The 18,576-nt window shown below is 73.9% G+C and carries 14 protein-coding genes and 1 pseudogene; 7 read left to right on the forward strand and 8 right to left on the reverse strand.

Going from position 1 to position 18,576, the window contains the following annotated elements:
• Positions 1-649: 649 nt before the first annotated feature.
• Positions 650-1,687, forward strand: a pseudogene (locus tag ACIBJC_RS15640) (ATP-binding protein); the annotation flags it as partial.
• A gap of 184 nt (positions 1,688-1,871) precedes the next feature.
• Here the strand turns inward: ACIBJC_RS15640 and ACIBJC_RS15645 are convergent.
• Entirely contained in the window at positions 1,872-2,735 is an 864-nt protein-coding gene (locus ACIBJC_RS15645) for a helix-turn-helix transcriptional regulator (protein WP_399292421.1), read from the reverse strand.
• 130 nt (positions 2,736-2,865) lie between these two features.
• On the opposite strand from ACIBJC_RS15645, the gene ACIBJC_RS15650 reads away from it, so the two are divergent.
• From ACIBJC_RS15650 to ACIBJC_RS15665, 4 genes are all read left to right on the forward strand, one after another.
• The gene (locus ACIBJC_RS15650) at positions 2,866-3,816 is read left to right on the forward strand and encodes an NAD(P)-dependent alcohol dehydrogenase (RefSeq protein ID WP_399292423.1); all 951 of its coding nucleotides are present in this window, start codon (positions 2,866-2,868) and stop codon (positions 3,814-3,816) included.
• A gap of 186 nt (positions 3,817-4,002) precedes the next feature.
• Complete coding sequence (locus tag ACIBJC_RS15655; RefSeq protein WP_399292425.1) at positions 4,003-4,269, forward strand: TetR-like C-terminal domain-containing protein; 267 nt, start codon at positions 4,003-4,005, stop codon at positions 4,267-4,269.
• Positions 4,270-4,565: 296 nt separating this feature from the next.
• Positions 4,566-5,717 carry a DUF6338 family protein gene (locus ACIBJC_RS15660; protein ID WP_399292427.1) on the forward strand — a complete coding sequence of 384 codons (1,152 nt, stop codon included), beginning with the start codon at positions 4,566-4,568 and terminating at the stop codon, positions 5,715-5,717.
• A gap of 17 nt (positions 5,718-5,734) precedes the next feature.
• Positions 5,735-5,947 carry a hypothetical protein gene (locus ACIBJC_RS15665; protein WP_399292429.1) on the forward strand — a complete coding sequence of 71 codons (213 nt, stop codon included), beginning with the start codon at positions 5,735-5,737 and terminating at the stop codon, positions 5,945-5,947.
• Between the two features lie 49 nt (positions 5,948-5,996).
• On the opposite strand, the gene ACIBJC_RS15670 is transcribed toward ACIBJC_RS15665, so the two are convergent.
• From ACIBJC_RS15670 to ACIBJC_RS15685, 4 genes are all read right to left on the reverse strand, one after another.
• Positions 5,997-8,741, reverse strand: coding sequence for a CHAT domain-containing protein (locus ACIBJC_RS15670; RefSeq protein WP_399292431.1), 2,745 nt, complete (start codon positions 8,739-8,741; stop codon positions 5,997-5,999).
• Positions 8,742-8,819: 78 nt separating this feature from the next.
• A complete protein-coding gene (locus tag ACIBJC_RS15675; RefSeq protein WP_399292433.1) occupies positions 8,820-9,578 on the reverse strand; it encodes a hypothetical protein in 759 nt (252 codons plus the stop codon).
• Complete coding sequence (locus ACIBJC_RS15680) at positions 9,575-10,369, reverse strand: hypothetical protein (RefSeq protein ID WP_399292435.1); 795 nt, start codon at positions 10,367-10,369, stop codon at positions 9,575-9,577. The genes ACIBJC_RS15675 and ACIBJC_RS15680 overlap by 4 nt, the downstream gene beginning before the upstream one ends.
• A gap of 283 nt (positions 10,370-10,652) precedes the next feature.
• Positions 10,653-11,060 (reverse strand): DUF5997 family protein, encoded by a 408-nt coding sequence (locus ACIBJC_RS15685; RefSeq protein WP_399292437.1) that lies wholly within the window; start codon positions 11,058-11,060, stop codon positions 10,653-10,655.
• 58 nt (positions 11,061-11,118) lie between these two features.
• Here ACIBJC_RS15685 and ACIBJC_RS15690 point away from each other — a divergent pair, with 58 nt between their 5' ends.
• Together ACIBJC_RS15690 and ACIBJC_RS15695 are read left to right on the forward strand one after the other, a co-directional pair.
• On the forward strand, positions 11,119-11,868 hold the full coding sequence (locus ACIBJC_RS15690; protein WP_399292439.1) for a LysR substrate-binding domain-containing protein: 750 nt from the start codon (positions 11,119-11,121) through the stop codon (positions 11,866-11,868).
• Positions 11,869-11,918: 50 nt separating this feature from the next.
• The gene (locus ACIBJC_RS15695) at positions 11,919-12,281 is read left to right on the forward strand and encodes a hypothetical protein (protein ID WP_399292441.1); all 363 of its coding nucleotides are present in this window, start codon (positions 11,919-11,921) and stop codon (positions 12,279-12,281) included.
• On the opposite strand, the gene ACIBJC_RS15700 is transcribed toward ACIBJC_RS15695, so the two are convergent.
• From ACIBJC_RS15700 to ACIBJC_RS15710, 3 genes are all read right to left on the reverse strand, one after another.
• A complete protein-coding gene (locus ACIBJC_RS15700) occupies positions 12,259-14,055 on the reverse strand; it encodes an ABC transporter permease subunit (protein ID WP_399292443.1) in 1,797 nt (598 codons plus the stop codon). The two genes, ACIBJC_RS15695 and ACIBJC_RS15700, sit on opposite strands and share 23 nt — an antisense overlap.
• The gene (locus tag ACIBJC_RS15705) at positions 14,056-15,585 is read right to left on the reverse strand and encodes an ABC transporter substrate-binding protein (protein WP_399292445.1); all 1,530 of its coding nucleotides are present in this window, start codon (positions 15,583-15,585) and stop codon (positions 14,056-14,058) included.
• Positions 15,586-15,700: 115 nt separating this feature from the next.
• Positions 15,701-18,436 carry a discoidin domain-containing protein gene (locus ACIBJC_RS15710; protein ID WP_399292447.1) on the reverse strand — a complete coding sequence of 912 codons (2,736 nt, stop codon included), beginning with the start codon at positions 18,434-18,436 and terminating at the stop codon, positions 15,701-15,703.
• Between the last annotated feature and the right edge of the window lie 140 nt (positions 18,437-18,576).

The raw sequence follows: 18,576 nt of genomic DNA on the forward strand, positions 1-18,576 counted from the left end.
CGCGAGAGCCTTCCGCCCTCACGGGAGCCGTTATCCGACGATCACCGGTCGATAGGAAACCCGACGGCGAACACCGGCTGTAACGGTGCGGTTTCGCTTCGCATCCGAAAGCGAGTCTGGCACGACGCGCGCCTGGAGAATCGGGGTTCGGTGGTGTTGCCCGTTGCCTCTTTCGTTCCCCGTCTGTTCCTTGGAGCGACTGAGGTTGACCACGATCGGGACAAAGGTGTTGAGAATGGCAGGATCACGGGCGAGGTTCAGTCGTTCACGAAGTCGCAGCGCTAGTCGATCGAGCGGCGTGGGCCCGCCGGGGTGGAGGTGGGGGTGGGGCACTGGTCCCGGAGACGGTCGGGCTGAGTGAGGCGGGCGGTGTAGGCGGTGCCGAGGTGGCGTCGAGGTGGAAGCAGGCCAGGGCGAAGCATTAGCCGACGCCGGAGAGGCAGATCGCTGGCCAGGAGCAGGTCGCCGATGCGTTCGCGGAACGTGACGCGTCGGCCCACGCTGATCGGCCAGGCGGGCGCGGGCGGCGTGCGAGGCGTGTCGAGTTGTTGGACGAGGGCCGCGATGGGGGACGTCGTGAGGCCGAATGGTGATCGCGGCGCCAGAAGGTGGGGGTCGTCAGGCGGGGTCGAGCAGCTCGTCTGCTGCCGACGCCGATGGCGCCTTTGAGGGGATGCTGCAGCGGGCCTGGGGCCGGGTGCTGGAGAGCAAGCCGGTGCTGCTCGTTCTCATCGGCTCGGATCTGTCGATGATGGAGGCTTTGAACAGCTATGGACGACCCTTCCATCAGCGCGGCCGGGAGATGGTGCTGGGACCACTGAATCCCGCCGAGGTGGGGCGGATGCTGGGATTGGAACCTGCGGAAGCCTTCGATGCCGCGCTCGTCACCGGCGGGCTGCCGCTGGTCTGCGCGGAGTGGCCGCGGGGTGCCGGGCTGTGGGACTTCCTAGGTGAGGCCTTGAATGACCCCGTCTCGGCCCTGCTGGTGTCGGCCGAGCGCTCACTGGCTGCCGAATTCCCCCGGCAGGCCCAGGCGCGTACGGTGCTGGCGGCCATCGGCAGTGGCGAGCGGACCTTCACCAGCATCGCCCGTGCCGCCGGCGGGATTGGGGCCACGCCGCTGCAGCGAGCGCTGGAGCTGCTTACGGACAAGCGGATCGTCGCCGCGGAGCTGCCCGTCTCGCTGCGTCCGCCGAAGGATCGCCGCTACCGGGTGACAGATCCCTACCTGCGGTTCTGGCTGCACCTGCTCGGTCCGTCCATGGAGGAGATCGAGCGAGGGCGGGGCGATCTGACCTTGGCGCGGATCCGGGAGAGCTGGGCCAGGTGGCGCGGCCGGGCGGTCGAGCCCCTCGTCCGTGAGGCCCTGGCGCGGATACTGCCCGACGACCGGCTGCCCGCGGCCCCCGCGGTGGGCGGCTACTGGACCCGCACCAACGACGTCAAGATCGAATTCGTCGGGGCGGACCGCGCCCCCATTGCCAAGGAGTTGTTCTTCGCCGGCTCCATCAAGTGGCTGGAGCAGTCGCCCTTCGACCGGCACGATCTGGCAGCTCTCCATCGCCACCGGGCCGCCCTCACCGACGAACCCGTTCCCGTCGTGGCGGTCTCGCGGAGCGGCGTCGACTCTCCGGGTCTCGATGCCACTTACGGCCCCGGCGATTTGCTCACTGCTTGGCCGCTGTGAGTGGCGGATTGCGTGCGAGGCACGGGAATTGACGGGCACGATCAGGCCACAGAGGTTGCGGAGAAGTCCCTTGAACCTTGGCACCTTGCCGGCGCTGTTGTGCAGCGTTGGCGACCCTGAGCCCTCTCGTCATCCGTGGCGGTCCGAACCCGAGCCGGCCCGCAGGGTTGGATCCCGCGGTGGGTCAGCCGCTGTTGAGCAGCCCGGCGAGCAGGTGGAGTCGGTCGGCGTCGGGGCCGTCTTCGGGGGTGGTGCAGACGATGAGCATCGGGCCCGGGGTGCCCGGCATCGGGTAGGCGTCCCAGTCGAGGTTCAGTTCTCCGACCAGGGGGTGGTTGACGCGTATCTGGCCCCGGGTGGGTTCCTCGACGTCGTGGCGGGCCCACAGGGTCGCGAACTCATGGCTGCGGACGGCGAGTTCGCCCACCAGCTCTACGGCGCGCGGGTGTCCGGGGTCGGCGGTGACCTGCGTCCGCAGCATCCCGGTCAGCTCTGCGACCGTGGCCGCCCGCTCCGGGCAGGTCTGGTCGGCCTCGGGGTGCAGGAGCAGGGACAGCAGGTTCCGGTCCGCCTGGGGCTGCTGGGTGAACTCGCCCAGCAGCGTGCCGGCGAGCGGGCTCCAGGCGAGTACGTCCAGGAAACGGCCGACGACCAGGGCGGGCGAGGTCATGGTGCGCAGCAGCCGCAGTGTGGTGTCCGGCACCTCCTCCGGTACGTACGAACGCGGCCTGCGGGCCGGGGTTCGTGCGGCCACGGCGAGGCTGTGCAGGTGCCGGGACTCCTCGGCGGAGAAGTTGAGGGCGCGGGCGAGGGCGTCCAGGACCTGGTCGGAGGGGCGGACGTCGCGTCCCTGCTCCATGCGCTGGTAGTAGTCCGCGCTCACCCCGGCCAGCAGGGCCAGTTCCTCGCGCCGCAGCCCGGCGACGCGCCGTCTCGGGCCGGGGACCAGGCCGACGTCCTCGGGCCGCAGTCGGGTTCGGCGGGTGCGCAGGAACTCGGCGAGTTCGCGGCGGGGGTCGTCGCTCAGGGCGAGGGGTGTGTCGGTCACGGCGACAGTATGCGCCCGGTGCGACCGACGAGGGTGGGTCCGGTGGTCCCAGGAAAAGGCGAACGACCGTGATGTCGGGTGTGGGGTCCAGTATCGGATCCGTACCGGCCCACCACGGAAGGACAGCGCCATGAAGGCCGCCCAGATCACGAGTTACGGCACAGCGGACGTCCTGCGGGTCAACGACGTGGACCGTCCCGCTCCCGGCCCGGGGGAGGTGCTGGTGTCCGTCGAGGCGTCCAGTGTGAACGGACACGACGTGATCGTCCGCGCGGGCGGGTTGAAGATGGTGTCGGGACGCCGGTTCCCGATCGGTGTGGGACTGGATTTCGCGGGCACCGTCGTCGCGACCGGCGCCGATGTCGCGGGTCACCGGGCCGGGGACCGGGTGTGGGGCATGGTGCATCCCCGGCAGCGGCACATCACCGCGGGGGCGGCCGAGTACGTCGTGGTGGCAGCGGACCGGATCGCGCACGCCCCGGAAGGCGTCTCACCGGTCGAGGCGGCCTCCCTGGTCGTCGCGGGCTCCACGGCGCTGATCGCGCTGCGCGACAGCGTGCACCTCGCGAGCGGGGAACGGGTCCTGGTGCGGGGCGCGGCCGGCGGGGTCGGCTCGGCCGCCGTACAGCTGGCGCACGCGATGGGCTGTCATGTGACCGCGCTGGCCCGCGACCGCCACGCGCCGGTCCTGACCGGCCTCGGCGCCGACGAGGTCCTCGACCACGGCTCCACCACCTCGGACCGGATCGGCCCCTTCGACGTCATCGTCGACACCGTCGGCTCGGAACTGAACTGCTACCGGAGCCGGTTGGCCCAGGGCGGCCGGATGGTCACCGTCGCACTGTCCGCGCCGGCCCTGGCCGCGATCGCGGCGTCGAGCGTGTACGGTCCGCGCCGCGTCCGCACCTTCAGCGCCAACCCCGACACCGCCGTGCTCCGTGATGTGGCCGGCCATGTCAGGTCGGGTGCGCTGCGCCCGGTGGTCGACAGCGTGTACCCGCTCGCGGACATCGCCGCGGCGCACGAGGCGTTCGAGCGCGGCGGTGTCGTGGGCAAGCAGGTGGTCGCGGTGTCCGCGTAGCTCCGCGTAGCTCCGCGTAGCTCCGCGTAGCTCCGCGTAGCTCCGCGTGGCTCCGCCGTGCTCCCACACCGCGGTCAGCGGGTGGCGAGGCGGCGGCGTTCGAGGACCGCGGCGAGGGCGTAGGCGCCGCCGCCGGCGAGGGTGAGGGTCCAGTAGAGGCCCGGGGTGCCGAGGAGGAGCGCCGTGGTGGAGAAGGCCGGAACCGATCCCCGGCAACGGCTGTACGCCGTGTGCCACGCCTATCTGGACTTCGCACGGACCCATCCCGAGCGTTACCGCACGATGTTCGGCGGCCTCTGGATGCCGGATCTGGCCGACAGTTCCGTGACCGACGTGGATCTGGCCACGCTCGGCGACGCGTCCATGCGGATCCTCGCCGATGCCCTCGCCGACTGCGCGGCCGCCGGACAGTCCACCAGCACCGACCCGGCCGGCGACGCGGTCGCGCTGTGAGTGGGCCTGCACGGACTCGCCCATCAGCGTGCCGTGGCCGACGCCTTCCCCTGGCCGCGGGACATCGCCGGCCGCATCATCGCCGCACTCGCCCACCTCGACGCCCCGGACGCCTGAGCGACCCCACACGCGTCAGAAGAGCATGCGGGGCTCCGCCTCGACCGGGTCAACCTCTGGGATACGTCACCGAGTTGCCGGACGGGTCGGCGTAGGCTGGATCGCGGGCTTCGGGCCGTTCCTGGGCCTACGTCACGGAGTCGGGGCACAGGGCGCACGTACCGAAGGACGGGGGCGGTGTGGACGCGTATCTCCTGGCCGGGGACCTGCTGGTTGCCGCGGCCTTCGTCGTCACGCTGCGGCGCGGCCGGGTGCGCCGTACCGCCCTGTGCGCCGCCGGGTTCGCCGTGGTCGGCAGTCTGATGCTGGGGGCCGGGTCGGGGTTCGGGGTGCTTGTGTGCGCGGTGTCGGCGCTGGGCGCCGCCGCGTTGCTGCTCGCGGAGTTGACGACGGTCCGGCGGAGTGCGCTCGCCGGTGCCTGGGCGGTTGCCGTAGGGCTCCTGATCATGTCCAACGTGCGGTACGAGCAGGCCGGTTCCTGGGTGGCGTACCGGAAGCCGTGGGTCATCGTCTTCTCGCTCGCTCGCGCTCGTCGCGGCGCTGTCCGCCGCGGCCGTCGCGACCGCGCGGCTGGCCCGGGACCCCGACATGGGACCGGGTGGTGTGTGATGGCGGGCGCCCCGTCCACGGTGGTGCAGTTGGCGCTGCTCGTCCTCGTCGTACTGCCGGGGATCGTCTACCAGTTCCTGCGTGAGTTCTGGCGCGGCCCGATGCCGGGCGAGCGGAATCTCGGCGAGCGGGTCATGCGCGCGCTCGCCGCGTCCGTGGTGCTCGACGCCCTTTATCTGATCGCCTTCGGCCCTCAACTGATGCGCCTGGTGGAGGGCATCGACCGGGACGGGTGGTCCCATCTCAGCGGCCGGCCCAGGCTCGCCGGGCTCGTGGTCCTCGGGCTGTTCGTGGCGGCGCCCGCAGCCGTCGCGGCGGCGGTCACCTACTGGCAGCGCCGCAAGACGACCGCCGTGCGGTACCGCGCCACCCCGACCGCGTGGGACCGGATGTTCCGGGAGCGCGGTTCCTGCTTCGTACGGTTGCGGCTGCGGGACGGCGTCTGGATCGGCGGCTGGTACGGCACGCGCTCGTACGCCACCTCCTATCCGCACCCCGCGGAGCTGTACCTGGAATCGGCCTGGCTGATGCGGCCGGACGGCAGTTTCCACCGGCGGGTCGAAGGCAGCGGCGGGCTGTACGTCCGGGCCGCCGACACGGACATCCTGGAGGTCCTGCTGCCGCCGGAGGCTCCAGCCCTGCCCGACACCGACACCGACACCGGCACCGGCGCCGGCGCCGACACGGACGTGACTGACGGAACCGGCGGACCGAGGGAATGAGGAAGGCGGCCGAGCCCATGGATGTCGACGAACCCGAACTGACCCCGTTCGAACGGGAACTGCAGGCGGCCGACCCCTCCCAGGGGCGCGGCCACACGCCGGTCGACGGCGTCGCCGAGCCGGCCGTGGCGCCCTCCGACCCGGCGAGCGCCGGGCCGGCGGCCTCCGCCCAGCGCGGTGTGCTCCCGACCGTCCCGGAGGAACCGCCGCAGGCGCCGGACGAGGAGTGACAGGGAGGCCTTGCGTGGGGCCCCACGCAAGGCCGCGGTCGGCCCCGGCTCAGGGCCCCACGTGCGCCAGCGCCGACCACACACCCGGCAGCTTCGGGCACATCTCCGCGCGGGCCAGCCGGGTCACGGCGTGGACGGCCCGGGCCACCTCCTCGTCGTCCGGCGCCGCCTCGAACCCGTCGTACATCGCCTTCGCGAGGCCGTACGCGCCCACGTCGGGCACCTGCCACAGGGTCGAGAGGACATGCGGGAACCCCGCGAGCTGGAAGGCCGACGCGAAGTGGATCGCCTCGTCCCGGTGGCGGGGGCCGGTCAGGGACGTCTCGCAGGCCGACAGGTACGCGAGCCGGGAGCCGCGCAGGTCGAGCGCGGAGATGTCGGCGACGGTGAGCGGGGTGTCCTGGTGATCGTCGAGCAGCAGCCTGCTGTGCGAGGGCGTCGCCGGGTCCGGGACCGCGTGGCAGGCGAAGTGCGCCCACGCGTGCCGGGGCAGTTCGGCCAGGACACGGTCGCGGGTCGCCTCCGCGTCGGTCAGGACGGTCACGGCACCGGGCGCGGTACGAGCGACGAGCTCCGCCTCTTCCGCGGACTTCGGCAGCGGCGGGTATCCCTCCGCGCCGGGGACGGCGACGGCGAGCCGGCTGCCGCCCGGCAGCGCGGGCCCCGACCGCCGGCGGGCCGCCGCCAGCGCGTGCGCCGTCGGAGTGTACGAGGAGACGGCCCGGTCGAGCAGGACGGGGCCGCCGTCCCGGTGGTGGCCCGCCGCGTGCAGGGGCAGCTCCACGAGCGGACCGGTGGGTACCCACCAGACCCGCGGCAGGCGACTGCCGGGAGGCGGTGGTGCGGAGAGCGCCGGGAGGGCGGCGGACAGCGCCGGGGCGACGAGTTCGTCCCACATCCAGCCCAGGACGCCGAATGCCGGGCCCTGGGCCCGGTGGTCGCCGACCCGCTCCAGGGCGAAGCAGGAACGCAGCACCCGCGCCTGCTCCTCCACCTCCTCGGGGGTGACCCGCAACGGCACCGCCCGGATCTCGTCCGGTGTGACCGCGATGGCGGCGGAGCCGCGCGCCGTCACCGTGAGATAGATCAGCGGGCCGTCCGCGCTCAGGGCACGCAACCGGTCGGCCGTGGGCGGCTGGGCGAAGTCCTCGAACCCCGGCAGGCGGCGGATCTCCCGCAGCAGCCGCTCCCAGCGGCCCTCCCGCTCCCGGCGCACGGACCGCTGGGCATCCGGGGCCAGGTCCGGGGCCGGCGAGGTCAGCTCCCCGCGTACGTCGTCGAGTTCGGCGGCGAGCCGCGGGTGCGCCGCGCGGAGCGCGGTGGCATCGGTACGCAGGGCGAGGGTGCGCGAGAGCAGCACCCCCCGGCCGAGTTCCAGCAGGACGGCGGCCTTCGCGGGCTCCCCGGCGGCCACGGCGCTGGTGGCCGCCGCCACGGCGACGCCCGCCCAGCGGGCGCTCTGCCCCTCCTGGTCGGCGCGCGACAACTCCTGCGAGGCGAGCTGCGGCAGCAACCCGATCACGCTCTCGAATGCCTCCACGGCCTCCGCGTCACGGCGCTCGGCGGCGGCGATGTCGCTCCGGACGAGACCGGCGCGCAGCCGGGTCGGTACGTCGGCGGTGGGATGGAGCGTGGCCGAGCGGGCCCGTGACAGGGCGTGGTCCAGATGGCCGGGGTCCGCGCGCGCACCGTACAGGTCGTACAGGGCCAGGGCATGGTTGAGCTGCGCGCGGGCCTGCTCGGGCGCACCGTCGGTCACGCTGAGCAGCGCCCTCCGCGCCAGGTCCTCGGCCCTCTCCGACCGGGTCCCCGTGGCGCGCACGGCCACGGAGAGGTGGTGCAGGCAGGACGCGTACAGCGGGTCCTTGGGTGTGATCCGCGCCAGGGTGCGGTCGCCGGTGGCGACGGCTTCGGCGAGGTCCCCGGCGCTCCCGGTCCGCCGGCCGCGCTCGGTGAGCAGGAAGCACAGGCGGATCTCGTCCGCGGTCCGCGCGTAGCCGCGCCGGGCGGCGGAGTCCAGCCCCCGGCGGAGGTGGTCGAGGGCGTCGTCGAGGCGGCGCGGGTCGCCGGTGTGCTCGTACGAACTGAACAGCACATGGCTCAGACGGGAGCTGCACAGCGGGAAGAGGAGATGGCGCGGGTGCAGCAGCGCGACCGCCGCCTCGCCGCGGTCACGCGCCAGGGCCAGGTCCTCGGAGGACCCCGTGTGGTCGTGGCGCAGCCGCAGCGCCGTGCCCAACTCGGTCAGCAGCAGCGCCCGGTGCGACCGGGTTCCGCGCCGGGCGCGGGCGGCGTGGCCGAGTTCCACGGCCTCGTCGAGGTCGGCGCGGTTCCGCAGCCGCTCGTACCGGATACGGAGGGCCTTCAACAGGTGTGCGTGGTCGCGTACGTCAGGGGGAGCGCCGTCGGTGTGGCGGACGGCGTCGCGGTAGGTGTCGACGGCCTTGTCCAGGGCGGGGAGCGCGTCCTGCTTGAAGTAGAAGCGCAGCAGCATGTCGGCTTCGGCGGCGAGCAGGTGGTCGTCGCCGCCGAAGGCGGAGGTGTCCCGGTGCCGCGACGAGCGGATCAAGCGGGAGACACCGACGAGCAGCATGGCGGAAGAGCCCAGGGTGTCGTACCACCCGGGCTGATCGCCGGCCGGCCCGTCGAACCTGGCGCAGACCCAGGTCAGCATGCCGAAGCCGAAACCGATCATCCCGTACCGCTCAAGAAACGGAAAGCGCCAGTTGGCGGCGCCGAAGAGCCCCATGACCAGGGCGCCCAGCGCCCCGAGAGCCTGCGCCCACTGCGACACCGTCGCCTCGCCTCCGCCTCACCGTCCACCGCGACACCGCCGCTTCGCCTCCGCCCCGCCTCTACCTCCGCTTCCGCCTCACTCCACGGTCGGTGCGGTCACGCCGACACGGGTCGCGAGGGATTCGAGGGCCCGCCTCGCGCGCTCGTACTCTCCCGTGTGCGCGGGCACGGCCCGTGCCAGCGCCGCGTGCAGCCGGGCGCTCTCGTAGGCGAGTTGTACGGCCTCGCCGGCCGCGTCCAGGCGCGCGCAACTGGGCAGCACCGCCCGCCGGAAGTTCTGCCGGTCCCGGTAGGGCGCGCCGATTCCGGTGCCGGCGGCCTCGGTGACGGGCCAGCGCCGCCCTTTGGGCATCGCGGCCTGCGGATGCCCGGCGATCAGCTCGGCCACGAGCAGGCGCACGTCGGCCGCGGCCTTGACGCGCTCGGCGACCGTCACGTCGCCGACGCCGTCCGGGGCGAGGCGGTCGAGCACGGGACCGTCCCACACCCCGGAGACCTGGTCGGGATCGCCATGTGCGGGGTCGGCCAGGTGGGCGGCGGCGAGGGTGATCCGGGCGTGGACGACGACCTGGCGCGTGGCGCGCGCGGCCATGACCTTCGGCATGGCCTCACGGCCGAGGAAGGACAGGGCGTGGCAGGCGGCGCTCACCTCGGCGCGGGGTTCGGGGGCGTCGTGCGCGGTCCGTAACAGGCTGACGTACCACTGGAGATGGTGGACGGCCCGGTTGTAGGTGAGGCCGGTGCGCAGCGCGTCGGCGCTCTGAGCGACGGTCCTGGCCCGTTCCCAGGCGGCGAGCGCGGTGTGCAGATGGGGCCGCAGCCGCCGGGGACTCACTCCGGCCCCCACGCGCGCCGCGACCGCTCCGTGCTTCCCGGCGGCCGGGGCGTCCCGGACCTCCCGGCCCCGGGTGGCCGACGGTACGGGCGGCCGGACACTCCCGTCCGATCGGGACGCGGACCCGGGTCGAACTCGGGTACCAGCCGCCGTAGTTCGTGGTGGATGGCGTCCGCCTCCGACCGGAGCGCCGTCGCCTCCTGAGGCTCGTCCAGGCCCTCGCAACTGGGCAGGGTCGCCCGCAGGAAGCGGTTCTGCTCCTTCCAGTAGCCGATCGGTCCCGAACCGAGCCGTACGCCGCTGCCGATCGGCCAGAGTTCCTCGGGATCGCGCCGCCTGCCCCCCGTACCGAGCAGCGTGGCCAGCAGATCCCGCGCGTCCGCCGCCCCCGCGATCCGCAGCTCGGGGCTCAGCGGCGCCGTGCCCGCACCCGGGAGGATCTGCCCGAGGGGCCGACCGGGACCGTCGCGCACCGCCCGCTCGATCAGCTCGATCTGCCCGCGTGTCGGATCGGCCAGGTGGGACGCGGCCAGCGCCATCCGGGCGTGCTGGAGCGCGGCGGGCTGGTGCCATGTGGCCTGAACCCGGGCGGACTCCCGGCCGAGGGTGCCGAAGGCGTGGTAGGCGGGGGCCAGCTGAAGATCAGGGGCGAGCTTCACATAGCTCAGGAAACTGCCGAGCCCCCGGATGTACGAGCGGGCCGCCCACGCCAACTGTCCCTGGTCCTCGAAGCCGCGCCCCCGTTCCCAGAACCGCAACGCTCTGCGCAGGTGTTTCTCGACCGGTGGCATGCGTGCGACCTCCCCCGTGAGCGTGTCCCGACGTCGGAGGCGGCCAGGCAGCGGCACACGGTCACGTGGTGGCCGACCGTGTGGCGCCGGGTGCGCGACGCCGCGTGGTGACGCGCCCGTGACGCCGGGTGCGTTACCACTGAGGCACATCCTCAGCGTAGGGCCGGTCGCGACGCCGCAGCAATAAGGCGATGGCCGCTGAACATGTCTGCGATCACGCCGGGTTCGCGATCACGCCGAGTCGCCGGCCGGTGGTGTCACCGTACTGATGCGGTGATCACGGTCAGGCGCGGTCCCGGGGGGAATCGGCGGTGCGTTCCGCGTTCTTCTCCTTGATGCGGGCCGCTTCCTTACGGACCTCCGCCTGCGTGGCGCGTTCCCGTACCAGCCACTCGGGGCTGTCCGTCTTCAGGGCGTCGATCTCCTCCGTGGTGAGGGCGTCCGTCACTCCGCCGCGGGCGAGGCCGGCGATGGAGACGCCCAGTTTCGCGGCGACGACCGGGCGGGGGTGCGGGCCCTCGCGGCGGAGGGTGGTCAGCCACTCGGGCGGGTCGGTCTGCAGTGCGTTCAGCTCGTTGCGGGAGACGACACCCTCCTGGAACTCGGCGGGGGTGGCCTCCAGGTACACGCCCAGCTTCTTCGCCGCGGTCGCGGGCTTCATCGTCTGGACAGTGGTCTTGTGCGATGTCATGAAGTCAAGCGTATCGAGCGTGTGAGCGGCCTCTGACCACGGCCGGTAACCTGGCCTGGTGACAGGCTCGGACACACCTCCCTCATTCAGGCTCGCCTACGTACCGGGCGTGACGCCCGGCAAGTGGGTACGGATCTGGCACGAGCGGCTGCCCGGCGTCCGCCTGGACCTCGCCGGGGTCTCCGCCGCCGAGGCACCCGACGTGGTGCGGGACGGTGGCGCCGATGCCGGGCTCGTGCGGCTGCCGATGGACCGGACGGGGCTCAGCGCGATCCCCCTCTACACCGAGACGACCGTCGTGGTGGTGCCCAAGGACCACCTCGTGGCCGCCGTCGAAGAGGTTTCCATCGGCGATCTGGCCGACGAGGTGGTGCTGCACCCCCTCGACGACACCCTGGAGTGGGAGCGGCTGCCGGGGCGTCCCGCGATCGAGCGCCCCGCGACGACGGAGGACGCCGTCGAGCTGGTGGCGGCGGGGGTGGGGGTGCTCGTGGTGCCGCAGTCCCTGGCCCGGCTGCACCACCGCAAGGACCTGACGTACCGGCCGGTGACGGACGCCCCCGAGTCGCGTGTGGCGCTGTCGTGGCTGGAGGACGGGACCACCGATCTGGTGGAGCAGTTCATCGGGATCGTCCGGGGGCGGACCGTCAACAGCACACGGGGGCGCCCCGCGCCCGCGCCGGCCGCCGCCGCGAAGTCGAAGTCGAAGTCGAAGCCCGCACCGAAGGCGACATCCCGGCGTGCGGGCGGGGCAGGGAAGCCGGCCAAGGGCGGCGCCAAGCGAGGGAAGCCGCGGCGCCGGTCCTGAGCGGCGGTCGCGGGAACCGGAGCCGCCCGACCCCGCGTCCCCTTGTCGTGATGGCGATACGTGAGAGTTCCAGGGACGAGAAGCCGCTCACCCGAGGCTGGGCCGGGTGCCTGGCCGTGGTGGGCGGGTTCCTGGTGGGGGCCGTGGTGTGGATGGCCGGGGCCGGGCCGGGGGTACGGGGCGGGTTCGAGGGGGAGCGGGATCTCAGCCTCGTCTACGTCGAACTGCCGCTGCTGCTCTTCGGGATGCCCGCGCTCGCCCTCGCCGTCTGGGCGCTGCTCACCGGCGTCCTGCGGGTCAGGGAGGGCGTCGCCGCGCTCGTCATGGTGGCCGTGCTCGGCCTCGCCGCGTGGGCCGGGACGGAGTGGCTCGACGTACGGACCGCCCCGTTCACGCGCGGTGGCCCCTGGTGAACCGCCGGGGCCGGCCCCGGCGCGGCCCCTCCTCGCCCGCTGTGACCGCCAGGACGGCGAGCAGGGCCAGTGCGGCGGCCGGGCCCAGGACGGTCCAGGGGGCCAGTTCCGCGTACGGCTGGTTCTCCGACAGGAGCCGGCCCCACTCCGGCGCCGGTGGCTGCTCGCCCAGGCCCAGGAAGCCGAGCGAGGCCAGCACCAGCACCGCGGTCGGCAGGCGCAGCAGGGCGTTGCGCAGCAGTGGCGGGAGCATCGCCGGGAGGAGATGACGGCGCAGCACCTGGCGGCGCCCCGCGCCGAGCGCGGTCGCGGCGGCGACATGGCCGCTCGCGCGCTCCTGCTCCAGCAGCGCCGCGGTCTGGGCGGCGTACGGGCTCCAGCCGACCACGCAGACCGCCAGCGCGGCCCCGTACACCGAGGGCCCGGTGACCGCCGTGACCAGCAGCCCGGCCAGGACGGCGGGCAGCGTCGCCACCACGTCCGTCAGCCCGGCGCTGATCCGCGGCGCAAGACCGAGCAGCACCCCGACGAGCGCGCTCACCGCCGTCACCGCCAGCGCGACGAGGGCCGTGCGGAGCGCGCCGTGGCCGACCCGCGCCAGCAGGTCGCGGCCGAGCGCGTCGGTGCCCAGCGGATGCGCGGCGGACGGCGGCAGCAGCCGGGCCGCCGTGTCGACGTGCAGCGGATCGCGCAGCGCCCCCGCCGTGACGAGGACCACCAGGACGAGCGCGCAGGCCCCGGCGACGTACCGGACCGAACGCCGTGCGGGCAGCGGCGGCCGGTGCAGGGTGGGCAGCGCGCCGTCGCGCAGCGCGGGGCCGAGCAGGGCGCGCCGCAGCCCGCCCAGGGCGAGGCCCGCGCCCGTGCCGAGCAGGATCAGCGTCAGCGTGCCGGCCTGGAGCAGGGGTAGGTCCTGGGCGACGGCGGCGTCCAGGACGAGCCGGCCGAGCCCCGGGATGTTGAAGATCTTCTCCACCGCGACAGCACCGCCGACCAGCGCGACGAGCGTGGGCAGCAGTTGCGGGAGCACCCCGGGCAGCGTCCGGCGCAGCGCGTGCCGGGCGGTGTGGCCCGGCGGGAAGCCGGCGGCGTGCCAGGTGCGCGCCCAGGGTTCGTTGAACGCGGCGGGCAGCGCCTGTTCCAGCAGCCCGCCGATCATCGCGCCGGACGGCACCCCGAGCGCGAGCGCGGGCAGCACCATCGACGCCGGTCCGTCCCAGCCGCTCGACGGGAACCAGCCGAGCCCCACCCCGAACACCGTGGCCAGCGTCGACGCCAGCAGGAACTTCGGCAGCGCGGCCAGGAGCGCCGCCGGCCCGCCCGCCCCGCCGTACCGCAGCTTCCGCCGGGAGCCGAGGAGGAGCGTACGGGCGCAGACAGCCCCGGCGACCAGGGCTGTGACCAGCAGTGCGCCCAGCACGAGGGTCGCCGAGATCCCGAAGGCCGCGGCCACGTCGGGCAGCACCGGCTCGCCGGACACCCACGACGTGCCCGCGTCGCCGCGCGCGAGCCCGCCGAGCCAGCGGCCGAAAAGCGCGAGCGGCCCGTCGTCCAGGCCGAGTTGCTCCCGTACGGCGGCGAGCGCCCGCGGTGTCGGGTCCTGCTCCGCCGACCGGGTGCGCAGCACGGTCAGCGCCGGGTCGGTGCGCGAGAGCCAGGGCAGCAGCGCGACGGTGACCAGCAGGGCGGCGCCGGCGGCCAGCCGGCCGGCCCCGGTGCGCCACGCGACGCGGCGGTACGAGGCGGGGCCGGCGGCGCCGGGGGCGGCGGCCACTCAGCGGAGGCGGGTGTCGGTGTCGATCAGGGAGCGCTCGCGTGGGTCGAGGAGGACGTCCTCGACACCGGAGGCGATGCCCTGCACCACCTTCTCGTGGACCAGCGGGACGACGGCGTCGGTGCGCAGGACCGCCGCCTCGGCCGCCATGATCTTCTGCCGCCTGCGCTCGGTGTCGCCCTCCTCGGCAGCCGCGGCGATCGCCCGGTCCACGGCCGGGTCCTTGAGCCCGGCGATGTTGTAGACGCCCTTGCTCGTGAAGTCGCTGGCGAGGTACGAGACGGCGTCGCCGGTGTCGAGCAGCGTGACGCGGGAGAAGACGAGCGCGTCGTACTTCCCGGCGAGCAGGTCCGCCTCCATCTGCGTGTACTCGCGGACGTCCTGCCGCACCGTGAACCCGGCATTCTCCAACTGCTGCTGGAGCACGGTCGCGGCCTCGGGGAGTTCGCCGCGGTTGGTGTACGTGGCCAGGCGCAGCGTCTTTCCCTTGGTCGCGGATTTCACCTCCGCCGCGGTCGCGGCCCCGGCGCGGCCCGTCACGGCGACACGATCGCCGGCCGCCCAGGGGATGCCGGGGCCGAAGAGCCCCTTCGGCGCGTCGGCGTACCCGCCGAAGACGGAGCCGACCAGCGCCGAGCCGTCCACGGCCCGGCGGGCGGCGGCGCGCAGCGGGGCGTCGGTGAAGACGCCGCTCGCGGTGTTGAGGACGAGGCTGTCGGTGCGTACGGACGGCACCTCGTGCCGGGTCTTCGCGTCGAGGAGCTTCGCCTGCGAGGTGGGTATCCACTCGGCGATGTCCACGTCGCCCGCGCGCAGCGCGTTGGCGCGGGCGGTGCCGTCGGCGATCCAGGAGACGTCGACACCGGGGCTCTTCGCCTTGCCGCCCCAGTAGCCGTCGAAGCGCTGGAGGGTGGCCTTGGAGGTGCCGGTCAGCTTGGTGATCTCGAACGGCCCGGTGCCGTTGCCCGTCGGGTCGACGGAGCCGTCCTTCGCGTAGGCGCCGGCGGCGAGGATGCCGAGCGCCGGGCTGGCGAGGCGCAGCGGGAGCACCGGGTCGGCCGCGCCGGTGGTGATCCGCACCGTGTTCGCGCCCTCGGCCTTCGCGGTCAGCGTGACGTCGCTGAGCACGCGCGGCCTGGTCTTCGCGGCGCCGGCGTGGTCGAGCGCGTTCACGACGGCGGCCGGGGTGACCTCGGTGCCGTCCTGGAAGGAGGCCTTGCGCAGTTCGAAGGTCCAGGTGGTGGCGTCGGTCCGCTTCCAGGACGTGGCGAGCGCCGCCTTCGCGGTGCCGTCGGCGCCGAGCGCGGTCAGGCCCTCGGCGACGGACAGCTTGCTCAGCACGGTGGCGTCGTTGCTGTACGGGGAGAGCGCCTGGACCGGGGGGACGGCAAGGGCGATCCGCAGCCGCTTCGCTCCGTCCGCACCGGCCCCCTGGCCGGAGGCGGAGTCCGGGCCGCTCGCGGCGAAACAGCCGGTCAGCAGGGGCGGGAGCGCGAGCGCTGCGAGCACCCCGCGGGTGGTGGTGCGCATGAGGCAGGTCCTTCTGTACGGGCCGGGGATGCCCGCCGGGACAGGTGTCACTCCGGGAGCGAACGCAGCATATAAGGCAAGCCTTACCAATCCAGCCCCTGGGGTGGGTGAATTCTCAACCAGAAGCGCCCGCCGCCGGTGGCGGGCCGCCCGTACCGGATGTGCTGACGGCCAGTTCGCTGATGCCCGCGCCCGCGCCCGCGTCGGTACCGGTGCCCGTGCCCGCGCCCGCGCCCGTGCCGGCAGCGGCATGGACCGTGACCCTGAGGTGACGGGCCGGGGCGCCCGGCCGGAACGGCCCCCAGTGGGCCGCGTCCGTGGACGTCTCGATCTCGTACGAGGTGGGGCGCGGATCCGTCCACCGGGGGGTGACGGAGGCGACCGGCTCCGTACGGCCCAGATCGACCGTGAGCGCCGCGGTGGCGTCCGAGGGGACCCACGCGGTGGCCGGACTGCCGTCGACCGCTGCCGCCGCGTACAGGCCCGGCTGCTCCGAGGTGGCGCTCACCGGGCGGCAGCGGGCCGCGTTCTCCGTCGCCGTGAGGTCGGGGCGGCGGGTGGGCAGGGTGAGCGTGGAGTCGAGCCGGCGGTCGCCCGCCGGGGTGTGGACGGTGAACGGCGCGCCGGACGTCAGCCGTACCGTCGTCCCGTGGGCGCCGACGGCCACGTCGTACGTACGCCCCTGCCAGCGCAGCCCCCGTACGGTCACGCCCCGCGCGAGCTGCGGCGGCAGCATCGGGTCGAGCCGTACGCCGTCCGCGCGCTGCCTGAGCCCCGTCAGACCGTGGGTGAAGACCTGGAGGAAGCCGCCCTTGCCGGTCAGGAAGTCCTGCGCGGGCGAGCCGGAGAGCGGGTCGTCCGCCCCCGCCTTGTCGCCGCGCGCCTCGGAGAAGAGCGCGAACGGGCCCCGGACGAACGGCCGGATCGCCCGCTGGAGATACGTGTACGTCGCGCACCCCGGCTCCCCGATCGCCGCGGCGTCGATCGCGTGGACCGAGTCCGTCATGGCGGGCCCGTCCGGATCGGTGCGCGCCGCGTAGTAGTCGAGCGTGGCCGCCGCGGCGCCCGCGGGCATCGGCCACTCCAGGGGATAGGTCAGCAGGACGGTGTCGGCCTGTTTGATGCGCGAACCGTCGTACCCCGCGTACTGAAGGTAGATCCTGCGGGCCGCGTCGTAGGGGATACGGATCCGGTCCGCGATCCGCGTCCACGTAGCGGGCGGTTCCTCCCCGACGAGCGCGGCGGCCTCGGTGGCGCGGCGCAGCGCGGTGGCGGCGCCCGCGTTGGTGAAGACGCCGTCGGTGACGCCGTTGCTGTACTCGTCGGGCCCCGCCACCTCCTTGACGGAGTAACTGCCGTCGTCGTTGGCAGTGACCCTGGAGGCCCAGAACTCCGCGATGCCCTTCAGCAGCGGCCAGCCGCGCTCCCGCAGCCAGTCGCGGTCCCCGGTGGCCTCGTAGTACTGCCAGGCGGCGAGCGCGATGTCGCTCTGGAGATGGATCTGCGTGACGCAGTGCGGCGGGTTCCATGACTGGCACTCCGACCAGAGGAGACCCGCCTCGCCACTGGTCCACGGGTAGAACAGCCCCTTGAAGCCCAGCTTCTCGGCGTTCGCGGCGGCGGCCTCCCTGGTGCGGTAGCGGTACTCCACGACGGAGCGCGCCAGTTCCGGGCGGGTGGCCAGCAGCCCGGGGAACATGAAGACCTCGGCGTCCCAGAAGATCAGGCCCGCGTAGTTGTCGCTGGTCGTCCCGGTCGGCGCGATGCTGTCGGCCGAGCCCTCGCGGGTACCGGTCAGCAGCCCGTACTGGGCCGAGCGCAGCCACGCCAGCAGGTCCGGCCGCCCGGGGACGTCGATGCCGGCGGACCACAGGGGCGCCCACGCGGCGTCGTTGGCGGCGAACAGCGCGGGCCAGCCGCGGTCGGCCGCGCGCCGGGCCGCGCCGACGGCGGCGGCGCGCGGGTTCCGTGCGGTCAGCGCGGTGTTGACGCCGACGTACTTCACGAAGGTGTACGTACGGTCCGCCCGCAGGGCCACGGGGCCCCGGAGGGCGGGCCGCAGTACCGAGGCGAGGGCGCCGGCCGTCCCCGTACCGTCGGTACGGAAGGTCTCGGCCTCCGCATCCCCTCCGGTACGGGTGATCCGCCGCGCCCCGCGCCAGTCGAGCGCGCCGGTGACGGTGGCCTCGCCGCTCCAGCGCGGGGTCAGCCGCAGTCGTACGGCGCCGGTGTGCGCGTCGGAGCGGTCGGTGAGCACCTCGTACGTCAGATCGGTGACGCGGCCGGCGGCGGTGGTCCAGCGCAGGCTGGTGACGACGACTCCGCAGCGCAGCAGCAGACGCTGGCGGTAGCGGGAGATCCGGCTGCCGGGGCCGAAGGTCTCGTCGCCCACACGTACGTCCAGCGTCGTCCAGGTGGGCAGGGCGGCGAGCACCTGGCGGTCGGCGGTCGTCCTTGGCTGGTGGGCGTAGAGGCCCGCGACGAACGCGCCGTCGTAGCGGGGCGTGTACAGCGGCCACCCCGTCGCGCCGCCCGGCTCGTCGTAACCGGCGCCGGTGGGCGGGACGCGGACGCCGAGATAGCCGTTGCCGGTGTAGGCGTGGTAGCTGTCGGCGGGATCGATCCGGGTGGCGGCGGGGGACCAGCCGGGCTCGGTCTCCTGCCCGCAGGGCGGGTCCGACGGGGCGTCGGGGTTCGGCGGGGCGTCGGGGTCCGGCGGGGCGCCGGGTCCGACGGTGGCGCGGGTGTCCGGGGCGGGGTCCGCGTACGAGAGCGGCGGGACGGCCAGGAGCAGCGTGGCCGCGACGAGCTGCGCGGTGAGACGGGTGCGGGGGAACGGGGAGGAGATCACGGGTACGACGGTAGGAAGGGCGTACCCCGTGGCCCGGCACGGCGCGCACGGCGGAGGGACAGGCGCGCGGCCTGTTACGCCGGGAAGCCGCAGCGTAAACGCAACTCATCACATCGAGTGAAACTCTGGCCCACGCTTGC

Origin of the sequence: Streptomyces sp. NPDC050509 (assembly GCF_044457965.1) — a bacterium.
In the GTDB taxonomy this organism is placed as follows: domain Bacteria; phylum Actinomycetota; class Actinomycetes; order Streptomycetales; family Streptomycetaceae; genus Streptomyces.

Coding starts and splice junctions, on each gene's coding strand:
- ACIBJC_RS15705 (WP_399292445.1), bottom strand. CDS start 15,585: ATGCGCACCACCACCCGCGGGGTGCTCGCAGCGCTCGCGCTCCCGCCC.
- ACIBJC_RS15650 (WP_399292423.1), top strand. CDS start 2,866: ATGAAGGCCGCCCAGATCACGAGTTACGGCACAGCGGACGTCCTGCGG.
- ACIBJC_RS15685 (WP_399292437.1), bottom strand. CDS start 11,060: ATGACATCGCACAAGACCACTGTCCAGACGATGAAGCCCGCGACCGCG.
- ACIBJC_RS15665 (WP_399292429.1), top strand. CDS start 5,735: ATGGATGTCGACGAACCCGAACTGACCCCGTTCGAACGGGAACTGCAG.
- ACIBJC_RS15695 (WP_399292441.1), top strand. CDS start 11,919: ATGGCGATACGTGAGAGTTCCAGGGACGAGAAGCCGCTCACCCGAGGC.
- ACIBJC_RS15680 (WP_399292435.1), bottom strand. CDS start 10,369: ATGCCACCGGTCGAGAAACACCTGCGCAGAGCGTTGCGGTTCTGGGAA.